The sequence below is a fragment of the Vreelandella titanicae genome, assembly GCF_014697095.1.
Taxonomy (GTDB): Bacteria; Pseudomonadota; Gammaproteobacteria; order Pseudomonadales; family Halomonadaceae; genus Vreelandella; species Vreelandella titanicae.
This window is the reverse complement of sequence record NZ_CP059082.1, coordinates 1088905-1105008: the sequence shown is the minus strand read 5'-3', so window position 1 is coordinate 1105008 and position 16104 is coordinate 1088905. Positions and strand designations below refer to the sequence as shown.

The 16104-nt window shown below is 57.6% G+C and carries 16 protein-coding genes; 6 read left to right on the top strand and 10 right to left on the bottom strand.

All coding sequences use genetic code 11. The annotated features are described in order from the left end of the window. Positions 1–4: 4 nt before the first annotated feature. The 7 genes from pcaH to HZS52_RS05195 form a co-directional block, all read right to left on the bottom strand. The gene (pcaH, locus tag HZS52_RS05225; RefSeq protein WP_159177788.1) at positions 5–736 is read right to left on the bottom strand and encodes a protocatechuate 3,4-dioxygenase subunit beta; all 732 of its coding nucleotides are present in this window, start codon (positions 734–736) and stop codon (positions 5–7) included. A 33-nt stretch (positions 737–769) separates the two neighbouring features. Beyond that, the gene (locus HZS52_RS05220; RefSeq protein ID WP_190374264.1) at positions 770–1939 is read right to left on the bottom strand and encodes an alpha/beta fold hydrolase; all 1170 of its coding nucleotides are present in this window, start codon (positions 1937–1939) and stop codon (positions 770–772) included. Positions 1940–1950: 11 nt separating this feature from the next. Next, on the bottom strand, positions 1951–3153 hold the full coding sequence (gene pcaF / locus HZS52_RS05215; RefSeq protein WP_190374866.1) for a 3-oxoadipyl-CoA thiolase: 1203 nt from the start codon (positions 3151–3153) through the stop codon (positions 1951–1953). A gap of 26 nt (positions 3154–3179) precedes the next feature. Then, complete coding sequence (locus HZS52_RS05210; RefSeq protein WP_190374263.1) at positions 3180–3953, bottom strand: CoA-transferase subunit beta; 774 nt, start codon at positions 3951–3953, stop codon at positions 3180–3182. Next, positions 3953–4783, bottom strand: a complete 831-nt coding sequence (locus HZS52_RS05205; RefSeq protein ID WP_138799600.1) for a CoA transferase subunit A — start codon at positions 4781–4783, stop codon at positions 3953–3955. Before HZS52_RS05205 ends, HZS52_RS05210 begins: the two co-directional genes overlap by 1 nt. A gap of 175 nt (positions 4784–4958) precedes the next feature. Continuing rightward, positions 4959–6287 (bottom strand): class-II fumarase/aspartase family protein, encoded by a 1329-nt coding sequence (locus HZS52_RS05200; protein WP_190374262.1) that lies wholly within the window; start codon positions 6285–6287, stop codon positions 4959–4961. A gap of 198 nt (positions 6288–6485) precedes the next feature. Beyond that, positions 6486–7151 carry a TetR/AcrR family transcriptional regulator gene (locus HZS52_RS05195; protein WP_190374261.1) on the bottom strand — a complete coding sequence of 222 codons (666 nt, stop codon included), beginning with the start codon at positions 7149–7151 and terminating at the stop codon, positions 6486–6488. Positions 7152–7319: 168 nt separating this feature from the next. On the opposite strand from HZS52_RS05195, the gene HZS52_RS05190 reads away from it, so the two are divergent. From HZS52_RS05190 to HZS52_RS05165, 6 genes are all read left to right on the top strand, one after another. Continuing rightward, positions 7320–8366 carry a DctP family TRAP transporter solute-binding subunit gene (locus HZS52_RS05190; protein WP_009286279.1) on the top strand — a complete coding sequence of 349 codons (1047 nt, stop codon included), beginning with the start codon at positions 7320–7322 and terminating at the stop codon, positions 8364–8366. Between the two features lie 87 nt (positions 8367–8453). Then, positions 8454–8951, top strand: coding sequence for a TRAP transporter small permease (locus tag HZS52_RS05185; protein ID WP_039857768.1), 498 nt, complete (start codon positions 8454–8456; stop codon positions 8949–8951). Further along, complete coding sequence (locus HZS52_RS05180; protein WP_190374260.1) at positions 8948–10213, top strand: TRAP transporter large permease; 1266 nt, start codon at positions 8948–8950, stop codon at positions 10211–10213. Before HZS52_RS05185 ends, HZS52_RS05180 begins: the two co-directional genes overlap by 4 nt. A 28-nt stretch (positions 10214–10241) precedes the next feature. Then, the gene (locus tag HZS52_RS05175) at positions 10242–12128 is read left to right on the top strand and encodes a bifunctional sugar phosphate isomerase/epimerase/4-hydroxyphenylpyruvate dioxygenase family protein (RefSeq protein ID WP_190374259.1); all 1887 of its coding nucleotides are present in this window, start codon (positions 10242–10244) and stop codon (positions 12126–12128) included. Next, positions 12125–13000, top strand: coding sequence for a shikimate dehydrogenase family protein (locus HZS52_RS05170; RefSeq protein WP_190374258.1), 876 nt, complete (start codon positions 12125–12127; stop codon positions 12998–13000). Before HZS52_RS05175 ends, HZS52_RS05170 begins: the two co-directional genes overlap by 4 nt. A 198-nt stretch (positions 13001–13198) precedes the next feature. Further along, positions 13199–13912, top strand: coding sequence for a GntR family transcriptional regulator (locus HZS52_RS05165; protein WP_190374257.1), 714 nt, complete (start codon positions 13199–13201; stop codon positions 13910–13912). Here HZS52_RS05165 and HZS52_RS05160 read toward each other — a convergent pair. Genes HZS52_RS05160 through HZS52_RS05150 form a run of 3 tightly spaced genes read right to left on the bottom strand, consistent with a single transcriptional unit; the run spans position 13902 to position 16052 of the window. Then, on the bottom strand, positions 13902–14888 hold the full coding sequence (locus HZS52_RS05160) for a C-terminal binding protein (protein WP_190374256.1): 987 nt from the start codon (positions 14886–14888) through the stop codon (positions 13902–13904). The genes HZS52_RS05165 and HZS52_RS05160 overlap by 11 nt on opposite strands. After that, positions 14885–15769, bottom strand: coding sequence for an isocitrate lyase/PEP mutase family protein (locus tag HZS52_RS05155; protein WP_223828055.1), 885 nt, complete (start codon positions 15767–15769; stop codon positions 14885–14887). The genes HZS52_RS05160 and HZS52_RS05155 overlap by 4 nt, the downstream gene beginning before the upstream one ends. 46 nt (positions 15770–15815) lie before the next feature. Beyond that, positions 15816–16052, bottom strand: coding sequence for a hypothetical protein (locus HZS52_RS05150; protein ID WP_190374255.1), 237 nt, complete (start codon positions 16050–16052; stop codon positions 15816–15818). Positions 16053–16104 lie beyond the last annotated feature (52 nt).

Here is a 16104-nt window from a genome sequence, read left to right as displayed (position 1 = left end):
CCCCTTATTGATTCTCAAAATAGGTCTGCAGCTCGCCGCGCACCACCACATCAAAACGATAGGCAAGGAAGTCCATCGGCTTACTGTGGGCCATATCCAGCCGTCCAATCATCGTCTCAACCGCGAGCGGGTCTTTCAGTGTATGCACGATCGGGCAAAGCGGGATCAGCGGGTCGCCTTCAAAGTACATCTGAGTGATTAACCGGGTGGAGATTGAAGGACCAGTTACCGAGACGTGAATATGCGCAGGCCGCCAGCTATTCATATCATTCGGCCAGGGATAAGGGCCGGGCTTGATAGTACGGAAACGGTAAAAGCCCTGGTCATCGGTCAAGCAGCGGCCAACGCCACCGAAATTGGGATCTAACGGTGCTAGGTACTTGTCGTTTTTATGCCGGTAGCGCCCGCCCGCATTGGCCTGCCACATTTCTACCAGGGTGTGCGGTATCGGCTTACCAAACTGATCCACCACTCGGCCGAACATCATAATCCGCTCGCCCTGGGGGAGACCGCCCTGGCCTGGATCCTGGCGGAAGTTCAGCAGTAGATCGTTATCGTGGGGCCCCATGCGCAGGTGGCTGAAATCGGGGCCGGTCAGTTCGGATACAGTTGGCTGCTGCATGCTCACTAGCGCCTGCTGAGGCGAGCGCGCCACCGAGGTTTTATAACCCGGCGCGTAGGCAGGCGGATGCCAGTTGCGGTCGCGGGCCACAAAGCGTTTATTGTCGTGGGTCATCGCCCTTTACCTCTCATCAATTATTTTGATTCGCTACTCACCCCAGCCCAGCTCTTTGGCAAGAGCAAAGGCGTGATTCGCCGCTGGAACGCCGCCGTAAATCGCCACGTGCATCAGCACTTGGCGCAGTTCAGCTTCTGTCAGCCCAATCCGCTTCGCGGTTTTTAGGTGCAGCGTTAACTCTTCACGGCCAAGCGCGGCGAGAATCCCGGTGGTGATCATGCTACGTTCGCGGCGGGTTAGGTCGTCGTTACTCCACAGCTCGCCCCAGGCCAGGCGAGTAATCATCTGCTGGAAGGGCGCATCCAGGCTGTTGGCATTGGCGGTGGAGCGCGCCACATGCTCGTCGCCCAATACCTGCTTGCGGGTTTCCAGTCCGGTGGCGTAGGCCACGCCCTGGTTGGCCACATCGCCCAGGTCAGTTACCAGCACGGCGAGGAGCTTTTCCGCGAACAGCACCGGGGCTTCTACTGCAGGCACGTGGCCCACACCGTCAAAAATCTCCAGCGGTGCGCCATCGAGTTCTGCCGCCAGGGCTTCCAGCGTTGCGGGGGGTGTAGCCATATCTTCACTGCCACCAAATAGCTGCACTTTGGCCTGCTTAGCAGCTAATTTGCCAGTGAAGGTATCGCGGCCGAGCATTTCGCACAGTTGGGCGTAGGATTCATCGTCGCCACGACCCATCTGGGTGCACCAGCCCGCTTTCAGCGCCGGGCTTGCCTCAAAGGCTGCCGGGGCAAACCAGCGCGGCACGATCTCTTCAGACATCGCCGCCAAGCCTTCCTGACGTACCCTCCCTGCGCGGGTGTTCCAGAGATCCGGATTGCCGATCACCGCGCCGGTATTGGTCAGCGTAGCGGAGAGCAGGCGATCACTATGCTCGGCAATCAGTTGCTGGCCCACCACACCGCCAATGGACGTACCGGCAAAGTGAAAGCGCTGCGCGCCCGCCAGCTCTACCAATGCCAGAGCCTCAGCGGCTAAATCAGCGGGGGTGATCTGCTCACCGCTAACCGCCTGGCTGGCACCGTGGCCGGGGAGATCCCAGGTCAGCACCCGATAGCGGGGCAGCAGTGCGGGAATCACGTCATCCCATACTGCCTGGCTCATGCCCAAAGGGTGCGCCAGCACGACCAGCGGGTTCACTTCTGCGCCGAGCAGGCGGTAAGCCACACTGCGGCCATTGATGGTATGAAATGCCATGACTACCTCCGTTAAACGCGCTCAATCAGTGTGGCGATGCCCTGGCCCACACCCACGCACATGGTGCACAGCGCATAGCGCTTGCCACTGTTCTGCAGCTCATGGGCGGCAGTAAGCAGTAGGCGTGCTCCGGACATGCCTAGCGGGTGCCCCAGGGCAATCGCGCCGCCGTTCGGGTTGACGCGAGGGTCGTCGTCTTTAAGACCGAGGTCGCGCATACACGCCAAGGCCTGGGCGGCGAACGCTTCGTTAAACTCAAACACATCGATCTCATCCATCGAGATGCCGGTGCGCTTAAGCAGTTTCTGCACTGCCGGTACCGGGCCATAGCCCATAATGCGCGGCTCAACGCCAGCCGTAGCCATGCCGATAATTTTCGCCATCGGTTTAAGACCGTGCTGTTTAACCGCTGCTTCACTGGCCACCAGCATGGCTGCCGCGCCATCGTTGACGCCAGAGGCATTGCCTGCGGTCACGCTGCCGCCCTCCCGGAAGGGAGTAGGTAAACCGGCCAGTTTTTCCAAAGTGGTTTCCCGCAGGTGCTCATCCTGATCAAAGATCAGCGGTTCCTGCTTACGGCGGGGAATCTCAATGGCGGTGATCTCCTGGGCAAAACGCCCCGCCTTTTGAGCGGCAGCGGCTTTCTGCTGGGAGCGCAGGGCAAAAGCATCCTGGTCTTCACGAGAGATAGAGAACTGCTCGGCGACGTTTTCTGCCGTTTCCGGCATGGAATCAATGCCGTAGGTTTTCTTCATCAGCGGGTTGACCAAGCGCCAGCCAATGGTGGTGTCTTCGAGTTTTTGACTACGGGCGAAAGCGCTATCGGCCTTGCCCATCACGTAGGGCGCGCGGGACATGGACTCCACGCCGCCTGCCAGCGCCAACTCCATTTCACCGGCTTTAATGGCACGAAACGCGGTACCCACCGCGTCCATACCCGAGCCGCACAGGCGGTTCATGGTCGTGCCGGGCACCGAGGTAGGAATGCCCGCCAGCAGCGACGACATCCTTGCTACATTGCGGTTATCTTCACCGGCCTGGTTGGCGCAGCCCATAAAGACTTCTTCAATGGCAGCAGGGTCGAGATCCGGCGCTTCTGCCAGTACGGCTTTAAAAATCGTCGCGGCGAAATCATCCGGGCGCACGCTGGCCAGAGTGCCACCAAAACGTCCCACGGCGGTGCGGCGGGGATGACATAGAAAGACGTCTTGCATCACAACATCGCTCATAAATAGCTCCTTTATGCGTCCGCGTGGGCCCGCTCAGTGCGTGCTTTCAGCTCACGCAAAATCGTCAGCTCATTTTCGCTGGGCTCTGGGGTGCTCTCAAGCTGCTCGGCAAAGCGGACTTCCCAGCCAGTGGCATCAACGACATCTTCACGGCTAACGCCAGGGTGCAGAGAGACGACTACCAGCTCTTTGGTCTCAGGGTCGGGCTTCATCACGCACAGGTCGGTGATTACCCGGGTGGGCCCCTTGCCGATATTGGGTACGTTGTCGCGGCCTTTGCCGTCGCGGCCAAAGCCTAGCGTGGTGACGAAGTCGACATCTTTTACAAAGGCGCGCTTGGAGTGCTTCAGGGTGATAAAGACTTCACCAGCATTGGTGGCAATTTCCGGCGCACCGCCGCCGCCCGGCAGACGAACCTTGGGCGCTTTGTAATCGCCGATCAGCGTGGTGTTAAGGTTAGCAAAGCGGTCGATTTGCGCGGTACCTAAAAAGCCCACGTCGACTTTGCCGCCCTGGAGCCAGTAGCGGAACATCTCCGGCACCGCCACGGTGGTCAGCGCTGATTCGCACAGCTCGCCATCACCAATAGATAACGGCAGAATATCGGGCTTGGTCTGCAGCGTACCGGACTCGTAAATCAGTACTACATCGGGGGCGTGGGTCAGCCGTGCCAGGTTGGCGGCTTCCGAGGGCAGCCCGATGCCCACAAAGCAGGTCATGCCATTTTCCAGCGCCCGCGCGGCGGTCACCGACATCATTTCAGAAGAGGTGTATTCCAGACTCATTAGGCTTGGCCTCCCACATTATCGGCGGCATTAAAGACGTTGTCGTTGAGCCACTGGGTGAAGGTGTCGCGATCCCGAGCGATGGCATCCCACTCTTTATAGAAGCGGTTGCTGCGGCCGTAATAGCCGTGGGTATAGGAGGGCAATGCGCCTTTCTCGGCTACCGCGATGGCGCTGATAGCCCAACTGGGAATCACACAGGCGTTGGGGTGGGCGTTGAGGTCATCGACAATCTCCTCCACCGTGACGATACTGTGTTTGGCCGCCAGTACCGCCTCTTTCTGCACACCAACGATACCTTCTACCAGCACGTTGCCCTGACGATCCGCCCGCTGGGCGTGAATAATCGAGACGTCCGGGCGCACCGACGGCACGGCGGACAAGCGTTCGCCGGTAAACGGGCACTCGATGAATTTTATTTGATCGTTGACGCTGGGCAGCTCGCTGCCGATGTAGCCGCGAAAAACTGCCAACGGTAAACCTGCCGCACCGGCTTCAAATGCACAGGCCATGGCCGCATGACTATGCTCCAGAATCTCGATCTTGCGCGGCCAGCCTTTCTCGACCGCATCGCGCAAGCGGTGAAGCGATCCCACACCGGGGTTGCCACCCCAGGAGAAGATCACCTTTTTAGCGCAGCCCGCGCCAATCATCTGATCGTAGATGATATCGGGGGTCATGCGGATCAGCGTCAGGTCGCGCTTTTTCTGACGGATCACTTCGTGACCGGCGGCAAACGGAATCAGGTGGGTAAAACCTTCCATGGCCACGGTGGCGCCGTCTTCGACGTAGCGCGCTACCGCGTCATGCAAGCTGAGAAACTCGGCCATGATGGGTGCCTCTTAGCGATTAGTAGAAATGTTCGTTAAGCGAACATAGATCCTCTATACGAACAATCTACTGCTGAACGCTAATAGGGTCAAACCCATTGGTGCTTACCTAATTACCCTGCTGAATCCACCCACCACGCCAAACCTAAACGTAACACTTTGTTTTTAAATACGCTTATTGCGCTGCTAACCATTTTTTGGCACGAGTGACCTGGGCGGCGCTGCTACCAAGGTATAAAGCGGGGTCGCAGGCGTTACTCAGCGCATCGGGGTCTACGGCCCCTTTCACCTCAGGATGCTCGGCCAGCACCTCTGAATAGGGGCGTGCTTCCCGGCGTGAGGTTTCAGCCGCTTCCGCGCTAACCGCTTTGGCTTTTTCCACGCCTAGCGTAGGTGCCAGCAAACGTGCGACGGGCTCGGCCATAATGCCGCCGCCGGTGGCCGCCAGGTTGCGCCACATGTTGTCGGGGTACACCTCAAGCCCCTCCAGCAGCACGGCCACCTGCTCTAGCGCGCCCTCTACCAGCAGAGCGCTCTCCATCAGCGGCGCCCACTCCGCATGCCACTCGCCTAGCCCGCGCTCCAGCGGCTGGGCGGCGGCGTTGATCAACACGCTTGTGTGGCCATGCACTTGTCGCGCTGCACCGCGAATCAGCGCGCTGCGTACAGGGTTACGCTTATGAGGCATGGATGACGACTCCCCCATCCCTGGCGCGGAGGGTTCCGCCACTTCGCCGACTTCGGTTTGGGTGAGCAGAGACACATCCAGGGCGATTTTTTCAGCGGCCCCGGCGACAGCATCTAGCGCCGTGCCGAGGGCATGAATGGGGTAGCGGTCGGTATGCCAGGGCAGCACCGGCACCGCCAAGCCTAAACGCTCGGCTAGCGCGTCCATCCACTCAAGCCCGAGATTATCCCAACCCGAGTGCACCCCCACCGCGCCACCAAACTGCACGGGAAGCTCAACAGCGCTTAAACGGCGGCGCGCTTGCTCCAGGCCGATTGCCCAGTGAGCCACCTTCACCCCAAAGGTGATCGGCAGCGCCTGCTGCATTAAGGTGCGCCCCACCATGGGCGTGTCGATGTGAGTCTCCATAAGTGCTACCGCCGCCGAACGGCAGCGCAGCAGTAATTCATCCAGCGCCGCCAAGCGTGGCTTAAGTAGCAGCATCAGCGCAGAGTCGACCACGTCCTGGCTGGTCGCGCCTTGGTGCCAGTAGCGCTTGATCTCATCGGCGAGCAGCCCACGGCTCTGTTTAACGAAGGGAATCGCCACATTGCCTCCGCTGGCGATGCCCTCGGCGATCTCAGCGACATTAACGTTGGCACACTCAAGCTGCTCACGCATTTGCTGGCTAACGCCACTAGGCACGGCTCCGCTGGCTTCCTGAACCTCGGCCAGAGCCAACTCAAAGGCCAGCATGGCACGCACCATGGCGTCATCGTCACACTCAGCAACGGCTCGCTGGCTCATGAAAGGGTGTTTTAAAAATGCAGAGGGCATGGCGGTAGGCTTCCTATTAACGCTGTCCTGAGCCTAAAAATAGCTCAAAAAGCATGGCTCAAGACAAAATTGTACATATGTTCGCTATTCGAACTGTACGTTAACTAGGTAGGCGTGAACTCACAAGCGTCGCCCTGCTTCGGAAGGCAAGCTTGCGGATCAACATGTGCTGACTCTTGACTACAATTGAGGCGTTGCTTATTCAGGACGCACGTAACGCAGCACCATCTCGGTAACATGCTCCTCTAATTTTTGCTGGTTCTCAGGCGCGGCTTGGTGCCAATCAAAAATCCGCGAAAAAGTATGCTGGTTTGAGACATTGAAAAAAGACAGCGCGCTAATCAGCCAGTGCAGTTCCCGAGGATCCAGGCCTTCGCGAAAACAACCCTCCTCTACACCGCGACTATAGACGTTGGTGAGTACATCAATCACTCCAGCATTGAGTGATTGAATCAACTCTGACTGCGCTAAAAAGCGGCCATGATGAATATTTTCGATCATTACCAGGCGAATAAAGTCAGGGTTTTTGGCGTGGTGGCAGAAGGTAAAACGCACCAGTCGGCTAAGCGCCTCGAGCGGGGCCAGGTGGTCAAGATCCAGCTCGGCCTCCTGCAGGCGCACTTTCTGGTAGGCGGCTTCCAAGGTGTGTAGGTAGAGTGTCTCTTTATCATTAAAGTAGTAGTAAATCATGCGCTTAGAGGCGCGTGTTTTCTCGGCAATCTCATCGATCCGGGCCCCAGAGAGGCCTTTTTCTGAGAATTCGCGGGTAGCCACCGCAAGAATATCGGCGCGCACGGATTCGGGATCATTTTTACGCCGTCGCCGCGCGGCAGGGGGGTTGGCCTTGGTCGAAGGGGCTGTCATAGAGCGTGCCTTTTATTGTCGTGGTCGTCTTTTGTCTAGTATGCCATAGCTTGACTGAACGTACCATTTCGTACATTGTTGCTCAGGAAAGGATGGAAGAGCCAAGCACGCCAAGACCGAAGGCTTCTCCAGACCCCATGACAACGGCCCAATAAGAGGACAACAACAATGTCTCTACACCCACTGTTTGCACTAAAACAAACGTCCATGAAGCGCACGCTAGCAGCCGCCATCGCCGCTGCCACGCTAGTGACTGCCGCAAACGCCTCTGCCCAGACGCTACGCTTCGCCCACGTTGACCCAGATGACTGGACTACTTCGAAAAAAGGCGCAGCTGGTCAGGTGTTTAAAAACCTGGTGGAAGCCGAAACTGATCTCACCGTGGAGCTCTACCCCGCTGGCTCACTAGGCGGTGAAACCGAGCTGATTGAAGGCGCCCAGGATGGCACCATCAGCATTGCGATGGTCTCCGGCGCCTACGCTAATTTCTGCCCGGCAGTCGCCGTAACGGATATCCCTTACACCTTCCCGTCAGCGCCAGTGGCGTGGCAAGTAATGGACGGCGAGTTTGGTACAGCACTAGCCGAACACTGCTTGCAACAGACTGGCCTACGCACACTGGCTTACGGCGAAACGGGCTTCCGCCACTTCACCAACTCCGTGCGCCCGATCAACTCGCCTGAGGATATGCAGGGCCTGAAGTTCCGCGTGCAGACTATTCCGCTCTACTTGGAAATGGTCAGTGCTTTAGGTGGAGAGCCTCAGGGCATCGCCTGGGGAGAGGTGCCAACGGCCCTTGCCACCGGCGTAGTCGATGGCCAGGAGAACCCCATCTCAGTGATCTACGGCAATAACTTCTATGAGTTTCAGGATTATTTGACCCTGGATCGTCACGTTTACGGCGTGGATCACCTGCTGATCAACGATGAGATATTTCAGTCGCTTAGCGAAGAGGAGCAAGCCGCGGTGAAGCGCGCCGCTGTGGTCGCCGGCACTACCGGCCGTGCCATTCAGCAGTTCAATTCGGCAGAGGGGATCACCAAACTGGAAGCGGAGGGTATGGAGATCACCCAGCCCACTGCTGAGCAGATGGAGGCCTTCCGCGAAGCCGCCCAGCCACCGGTTCAGGCGTACCTGACAGAAGAACTTGGCGATGACGCAGAGTGGATCGAGCGCCTTTCTTCCGCTGTGGAAGAGGCTTCCGCGCGCTTCTAATCCCCGCCGAACCAAAGCGCTTGCGAGTGGGCCTTCGGAGGTTCACTCGCAACCCTGCGTGCCTGACTATCGATCGAAGGTGCTCTTATGTCTCCTCTTCTCGCCCGGTTACACCGCGGTCTGATCCTGTTCAATGGCAGCTTGGCAGGGCTTGCCATGGTGCTGATTTTTCTGCTGGTCGCAGGCAATGCCTTTGCGCGATACACCTTTGGCGGCTCCATTACCTGGGGAGAAGATACCGCCATCTACCTGATGATTTACGGGCTGATGTTTGGCATGTCCTGGGCGTACCTACAGGACAAGCACATCGGGTTTGACCTTATTCGTCGCTTGCTGCCGCCGCGCTGGGTGCGCTGGCAAGCCGTGGCTGTCGACCTAATAGTGCTAGTAGTGGGCATTGGCTTGATGGTGTCAGCCGTTGAGTTTATCGCCTCCCGCGGAGGCCGCACCTCGTCGAGCACAGGAATGCCAATGTGGCTGTTTCAAGCCTCCATGCTCATCGGTGGCGCGCTGCTCTGTCTCTCTGCACTGGTAATGGGCGCGCTGCGTCTGTGTGATCAGCGTGGTGAGGAGGCTTCATCATGATTTTTATACTACTTTTAGCCCTCGTACTGCTCGGGGTGCCGTTTGCCTTTGCCATCCTCGGCTCATTGACGGTGTTAATGAGTACCGGCGATTTGCCCTACCACATCCGTATCGTCTCGCAGCAGTTTTTCGGCGGTATGGAGTCCTTCCCACTGCTGGCGATCCCGCTGTTTATTCTGGCCGGCGAGCTGATGAACGAAGCGGGTATCACCCATCGAATTATTAACCTGGCCACCGCCATTGTCGGCCGCCTAAAGGCGGGGCTGGCACACGTCAATATCTGGGCCTCGGTGATTTTTGCAGGTCTTTCCGGTTCGGCGATTGCCGACACCTCCGCGTTAGGGCGGGTGTTCATACCGTCAATGGAAAAAGAGGGCTACCCCCGGGATTTTGCCGCTGCGCTCACAGCTGCCTCTTCGGTCATTGGCCCGATTATTCCACCCAGTATTCCGGTGATTATTTATGCACTGACGGTGTCGGGTGTGTCGGTACCGGGACTGTTTTTGGCTGGTATCGTGCCGGGCTTTTTGCTGGCATTGGGGCTCTCCATCTACGTCTACTTTTTTGCTGGTGACCTTGGCGCCACCCAGTCAAAACAGCAGTCGCGCCGCCACGCCCTTCTCCACGGCCTGCTGCCCGCGCTGATGCCAGTGTTTGTGGTCGGGGCCATTCTTGCCGGTATCGTCACGCCCACCGAGGCGGCAGCCTTTGCCGTGGTCTACGCGCTGATTCTGGGCGTGGTGCTCTACCGCAATATCAAACTGGTGAACCTGCCCGCTATCTTCGCCCGGGCCATGCGCGACAGCGCAGTGATTATGGTGATCATGGGCGCCGTAGCGGCGGCCAACTGGGTGTTAACGTTTGAGCGCGTGCCCAACATGCTCACCGAGTGGGCACTGATGAGTATCGATACCCAGTGGACCTTCCTGATCGCCGTGATTCTGCTCCTGTTGGTGGTGGGACTGTTTTTAGAGGGTATAGCGGCGATCTTGGTGCTCGTGCCGATCCTCCATCCCATTGCCATGGCGTTGGGTATCGACCCGCTGCACTTCGGCATCGTGGTGATCTTCAATCTGATGATGGGGCTGATCACGCCGCCCATGGGACTCTGCCTGTTTGTCGCAGACTCCGTCTCCGGCGTGGGAATGGGGCCAATTATCCGCCGCATTCTGCCGATGCTGGGCGTGCAGTTTTTGATTCTGCTGCTGATTACTTTCGTCCCCGCACTGGTCACCTTCCTGCCGCGACTGGCGGGTTACTGATGCTATTCAATGTAAGGAGCGTGATGCCATGTACTCATCCATTGCCACGGTTTGCTTAAGCGGATCACTGGAAGAGAAGGTAGACGCCATTGCTCAAGCCGGCTTTGAGGGGCTTGAGCTGTTTGAAAATGACCTCACGGCGTTCACCGGCACGCCGCGGGAAGCGGGTGAGTTGATTCGCTCCCGCGGCCTTAAGCTGGTGACGCTTCAGCCGTTCCGCGATTTTGAGGGTCTCCAGGGCCGCGCACGGGAGCGGGCCTTTGACCGCGCCGAGCACAAGTTTGACCTGATGGAGGAGCTCGGCACGGATCTGCTTATGGCATGCAGCACCGTTCATCCCGACTCACTACCGGGGCTAAGCCGCGCCGCCGATGACTACTATGAGCTCGGCGAGCGTGCCGCGCGGCGTAACCTGCGCGTGGCCTATGAGGCGCTGGCCTGGGGCCGCCATATTCATGACTACCGCGACAGCTGGGAAGTGGTTCGCCGTGCAGCTCACCCTAATGTCGGCCTGGTGTTGGACACCTTCCATATCTTCTCCCGCCAGACCGAGCTGGGCACCATTGGCCGCATTCCGGGGGATCGCATCTTTCTGGTTCAGACCGCCGATGCGCCGCGTCTCTCCATGGATCATCTGTCGTGGAGCCGCCACTATCGCTGCTTCCCCGGCCAGGGTGAGCTGCAGATGGATAAATTCATGGCCATGTTGGATGAGACCCGCTACGACGGCCCGCTCTCCCACGAGATCTTTAACGATGTCTTCCGCATGGGCCACAGCGACCAGACGGCCCGGGACGGGCTGCGTTCCTACCACTTGCTACGCAGCATGCAGGGCGACAGTGGCATTCCCGCACCGCAGCCGGTCGAGTCGGTCGCCTTTCTGGAAATTGCCGTTGAGCCTGCGGATTTAGCACCGCTGCGCGAGCTGCTCAGTGCGTTGGGTATGGCCTGCGTGGGGCGCCACCATACGCTTAACGCCGAGCGCTGGGCGGCAGGTGACGTCAATCTGGTGCTCAATGCCGAATCGAGCTTTACCGGCCGCACGCCAGGACGTGATGCCACCGCAGTAACGGCAATTGGCCTGCGCGTGGCAAATGCCTATGAGGCGTTTAAACGTGCCGACAAACTTGGCTACGCTATCGTCGAGCCTGAAGAAGTTGGCGCCAGCCACCGTATGAGCGCGCTGCGTAATGTGGATGGCAGCCTCTCCTACATTATTGACGACTCGCAGCTAAGCCGCACCTGGGATCGCGAGTTCCCTGTCGATGTACAGCCGGTTCCTCAGGGGGCGCTGGTGGATATCGACCATATCAGCGTGGCGCTCTCCTACCACGACTACCTCTCGCTGATGCTGCAGTACCGCGCTATTTTCCAGCTGGCGCCAACCCCCTCCTTCGATGTCACCGACCCCCGCGGGCTGATCCAGAGCCAGGTGCTGCAGAACTACAATGGCCGCTTTCGCCTGGCGCTTAACGCCAGTGCCTCGCCGGATACCGCCAGCAATCGTTTCGTGCGCCAGTACGGCGGCTCGGGAATTCACCATGTCGCCCTGCGCACCAACTCCATGCGCGACACCAGTGCAGCGCTTCAGCAGGCGGGCACACCGGTGCTGCCGATTCCCGGTAACTACTACCGTGACCTGGCCGCACGCGTTGACCTTCCTGCGCAAACCCAAGCGTGGATGCAGGCGCACCACATACTCTTTGATCAAGACAGCAACGGCGACTTCTATCAGTTATATACCCAGCCCGGCCGCCAGGCGTTCTTCTTTGAGCTAGTGCAGCGTGATGGCTACCAAGGGCTTGGCGCGCCAAATGCCTTTGTGCGTGTCACCGCGCAGCAGCGTCTAGAAGCAGAAATTGATGGCATTGCTCAAAAAACGCCAAACCATGACACAGGAGAGAGCCAAGCATGATCAAACTCGGACTGGTAGGGGAAGGCATTGCCAAATCGCAATCCCCGGATTTGCACGAACGCCTGGGAGCCTCGTTGGGCGAGCCAGTACGCTACGATTTAGTTGATAGCCTGGGGGTAGCAGATTTTGACTTTCCCAACGCCATACAAAAGCTGCGTACCGAGGGCTACCGGGGAACCAACGTTACGTTTCCCTTCAAGGAACAAGCCGCGCAGTTGGCTGATATTCGCGGCGAAGGCGTACGACGGGTAGGCACCGCCAACACACTGCTGTTTGACGCTGACGGTCTGCGCGCTGAAAACACCGATTACACCGGTTTCATCAGCGCCTACCGTCACTCCTTCGGCAGTCAGTCCGCAGGCGATGTGCTGTTGATCGGCGCCGGAGGCGTGGGCCGCGCAGTGGCGTGTGCGCTGGGGGAGCTTGCCGTGAGTCACATCCACATTCTCGAACACGATGCCTCGCGGGCAGAAAGCCTTTGCCATGATCTTAACGCCATGGGTATTAACGCGGCATGCGTAACGGCTGAACAGGCACAGCGAGAACTGCCGCATTGGCAGGGCGTGGTCAACTGCTCACCCATTGGCCACATCAACCACCCTGGTTGCCCCATTGATACCACCGGGCTTAGCGATCAGCACTGGGTCTTTGATGCGGTTTACATCCCCGCCCACACCGAGCTGTTAAACGCTGCCCATCAGGCGGGCGCTAAAACGCTCTCGGGTGTTGATCTGTTTGTATTTCAGGGCGTGGATGCGTTTCGCTTTTTCACCGCAGACCGTATCGCTCCTGAACAGATCGATCCGCAGGTGATACCGCTGCGTACGCATTATATCGAGCAGTTAGTCGCACCACAGCGCTCTAACTCATAAGCAAGGGCCTCGCCAATGCCACCACCTGCTCCTGTAATGATGGCAACCGTACCCTTTAACTCTGTATTGAACGCGTTATCCGTGGTGTCCATATCAAATTCTCCCAAGTTGAAACAAAACGACACAACTATATTTAGATTTACGGTGTGTGGTACTTTACATACTAGATGCAGTCACCACCCACTGTGCGGAATACCTATGGCTCCCAAACCTCTTAAGATCCAGCGCCCCCAGTCCCTGGCAACACTTGTTATGGAGCGGATTCGTGATGCTATTGTGTCTGGTGAGTTCACCTTGGGTGAGAAAATCTCAGAAGAGTCGCTCGCCGAAACGTTTGGTGTCAGCCGCTCGCCGGTACGCGATGCGCTAAACGCACTGCAATTTACAGGCTTGGTTGAAATCCGCCCCAAGCGAGGTAGTTTTGTCTTCAATCCTACGATCGTCGACATAGGTCAGCTGTGCGAATACCGTGAAATGCTAGAGCGTGAAGCCTGCACCCTCGCCATGCGAGGCGGAGGTGAGACATTGATTCAAACTCTTCAAGGGCTGTTCGATGAAATGGGCAGCGCTCATAAAAGCGGTGACACCCGGCGCTATGCCGCACTGGATACCGCCTTCCACAAAGCATTCTTCCAACACTGTTCCAACGCATTGGTACAGGACGCCTATATGCTGGTCGAAGCACGACTAGCGACAATCCGAACCGTACTGACAGCGGCCAGGGAAGAGCGCCGCGAGGCCAGCTATACTGAACATGGCGACATCATCGATGCTCTAAAACAACAGGACATGGCTAGGTTTGAGAGAGTGCTGAAAACGCATGTTCATCGCACTCAACTCGTTGCCGTCGAACGCTTATCCGAAACGGATCATGATGCCTCTGCACCGGCTCGATCCACCGTCAGGCTTTAACGCGAAGGATATCGCGGACGGACGGATTAGCGAGATAAGTCGGCTCACTTCCCTGCAATACGTCGACGATGTTCTGCGCAGTCTTTGAGCGAATCTCGAACTCGCTACCTTCTGAATACCAAGCGCAATGCGGGCTAGTAATAACATTGGGCAGCGATAATAGCGGGTGATCAGCGCCAATCGGTTCGGCTTCAAACACATCGAGCCCTGCGCCTGCAATTTGGCCACCTTTCAGTGCACGTACCAGCGCATCCTCGTCAACCACTGGGCCGCGGGCGGTGTTAAGCATTAGCGCCGTGGGCTTCATCGCCGCAAACTGTTCATCCGAAATCATGTGCCGGGTTTCATCGGTCAGCGGAACATGTACTGACAAGATATCGGATTCGGCGATTAACTTGTCGTAAGTCACCAGCTCAACACCTGCGGCCTTCGCAACAGCTACATCGGCGTATGGGTCATGCGCAATAATACGCAAACCAAAATTCGACATCTTGTGTGCCATACGCTGAGCAATTTGACCGAAGCTAAGAAAGCCCAATGTTTGCCCACGTAACCGCGATAGTGGCTTGGCAACGGTGTAGTCCCATGTACCTGCTCTTAAGGCTCGATCATAGGTGCCAATGCCTCGTTTCAGCGCCATCATGAGTGCAATCGCATGATCCGATACCTCTTCCAATGAGCCGTCTGGCACATTGGCAACATAGATGCCAGATTCGGTGGCACGCGACACATCAATAGTGTTCAGCCCAATACCGTAACGAGAGATAACCTGACAACGCTCTAGTTTATCGATTACCCCTGCTGTCAGTTGGCAATACTGATTAATAATGGCATCCGCATCGGCGCAGGCAGCAATGGCCTCGGCTTCTGTCTTGCACTGAGCTTCGATTAACTGAAAACCAGCCGCTTCAATGACCGCTCGCTCAGGCGCTAAATCGGGAAATTCAAAATCGGTAACGACAATCTTGGGGTTCATGAACGCGCTCCATACTGGTCATCAAAGGCATTAAAGAAGTCCTGGTTTACGATGTCGGTGAACTGGCTGTAGTTATGCTGATCACCGACATTCGCTGGAGTACCGTCCTCGCGCAGGCGAACCAACGCGTTCTCCATGGCCTTGCTCGCGGTAAACAGTAGAGTGACGGCATAAAAAACGACCGAGAACCCCATTTCCTGCAGTGCCGCCTGGTTCAGCTTGACCGTTTCGTTGCCATCCACGATCGACACGACCTTAGGCCCTTCGACAGATTTAGCGACGGCCTCAATTTCGGCGATGGTTTTAATGCCATCGACAAACACCAGGTCGACACCAGCATCCTGATACATTTTCGCCCGGCGAATCGCTTCCTCGGGCCCTGCGGCAGGCATCGCATCAGTGCGACCAATGATCAGCATATCTTGGCTACCACGTGCGGCGATGGCGCCTTTTAAACGTCGTACATTGGCATCGGCATCGATCAAGCGTACACCCGCTCGCTGGCCACAGCGTTTAGGCGCCTCTTGATCCTCCAAATGGATCGCGGCGACCCCGGCTTGCAGGTATTCCTGCACGGTGCGGTAAATGTTGTTTGGCCCGCCATAGCCGGTATCGGCATCGGCGATGATGGGGATATTGACAGCGCGCACCATATTACGGGCGTGCTCGGTCATCTCAGTCTGGGATAAAAGCCCAATATCGGGCATCCCCAAACGACTGGCAGTGGCACCAAAGCCCGTCATATAGATAGCGGGGAAGCCTGCTCGCTCGACCAAGCGCGCCGATAGAGAGTCGGGGGCACCAGGAGCAGCGATAATATCGCCCCTGGCAATCATTGATTTAAGCAATGATGCCTGAGTGATCGGTGTTCTTTCCGTCATTGGGATACCTTTTTTCGTAAAGATTTTCTGTGTAAGCATGCCAGTGTTAGCGTCGCCCTCCGGCAATGCGCAGTACCTCGCCAGTGGCATAAGGGGCGTCCAGTAGCAGCCATTCAGCGGCAGCGGCAGCGGCAACTTCGATACTGAATTGCTGTATCCCCCCGTCATGAGTAGCGTGCAGACCACTACAACCAGCCCATTGACCAATGCCAGCATCGCTCGTCGTAACGACGGTGGTGCGCCAGCTCGCAACCGATATGCATATTGCGGTGCATTGCGACAATAGCTCCTCCAAATCCGAGAACAGGTGCCGTAAGCACACCGCCATCTTGTTT